This is a genomic window from Corallococcus sp. CA053C (assembly GCF_003611675.1).
Taxonomy (GTDB): domain Bacteria; phylum Myxococcota; class Myxococcia; order Myxococcales; family Myxococcaceae; genus Corallococcus.
Genome location: NZ_RAWA01000795.1, coordinates 1 through 1,134, shown reverse-complemented (window position 1 = coordinate 1,134; position 1,134 = coordinate 1). Strand labels below are relative to the sequence as shown.

General features: G+C 73.7%; 1 pseudogene. It reads left to right on the top strand.

The features are described from left to right. Positions 1-1,134 (top strand): annotated as a pseudogene (locus D7V97_RS43200) (dolichyl-phosphate-mannose--protein mannosyltransferase); the annotation flags it as partial.

The window sequence follows — 1,134 nt, the reverse complement described above, 5'->3', positions numbered from 1 at the left end:
GTGGTGGGGCTGGGCTTCCTCTGCAAGACGGGGCTCGCGCTGACGCCGCTGGGCGTGGCCGCGACGCTGTGGGGCCTGGGCCGGCTGCGCTTCTGCCCGGGCCCGAGGCTCGGCACGGTGGTCGCCATGGTGGCCGCGGCGTGGGTGGTGGCGGCGCCGTGGAGCCTCTACTCCGCGTGGCGCTGGCCGGAGCTGCACGACCTGGAGTCGCGAGTCACGCGCGCGCACCTCTTCGAGGATCCGACCGTGGACGTGGGGCCGTGGCGCCGCCCCGTGGACGCCGTCCTCAACGAGGTCAACCGCACGAGCTTCCAACCCCTGCCGACGGTGCTGCCCCTGCTCGCCTTCTGCTGGCTGCTGGTGCGCTCCGTGAGAAGGCGGGAGCTGGAGACGGTGGGGCTCGCGCTGTGGGTGGGGGCGACGTGGCTCGTCCTCTCGCTGGGCACGGTGAAGGTCCCGGCCATCGCATGGGGGGCGGTGCCCGCCGTCCTCGCCGCCCTGGCCATCGCGGGTTCGGACGCATGGCGGCACCCCACCCTCGCCGCCCTGTTGCTGGGGGGGCTCTGCACGCCGCTGGCCATGGAGCAGCTGCCCACCCTGGCCCGGGTGCGCGAGCATCTCCCACCGTCCTGGGAGCAGACGCGGTCCCTGCCCGGGCTCGCCGAGGGGCTTGTCCTGGCCTTCTTCGCGGCGTCGCTCACGGCGGTGGTCTTCCGGCTGCTGCGCCGTCCCCAATGGATGGCGCTGGGGCTGGGGGGCATCACGTCGGCGGTGCTCGCGTGGCATCTGGCCATCACCCTGCCCGTGGAGAAGGCGCGCTATCAGGCCGAGCACGTGGAGGAGCTGTACGTCAGCCATTCGCGCGAGGTGGGGCGCGCGCTGGCCAGGGCCACGCCGAAGCGCAGCGTCATCTTCGCCGCGTTGGACGCGGATCCGCCGCTCACCTTCGAGACGCTGAGCCTCATGTTCTGGAGCGGTCGGATGACGTACCGGCAGGCTCCGGACCTGGCCCTCGCCCGCGAGCGCGGCTACCACGCCTATCTCGTCTCTCCCCTCGCGGAGCGTTACGCGCCCGTGCCCGGCGTGCCGCCCCAGGCCGCGCTGCGCGCCTATGACCTGGAGGCGCCCCTCCCC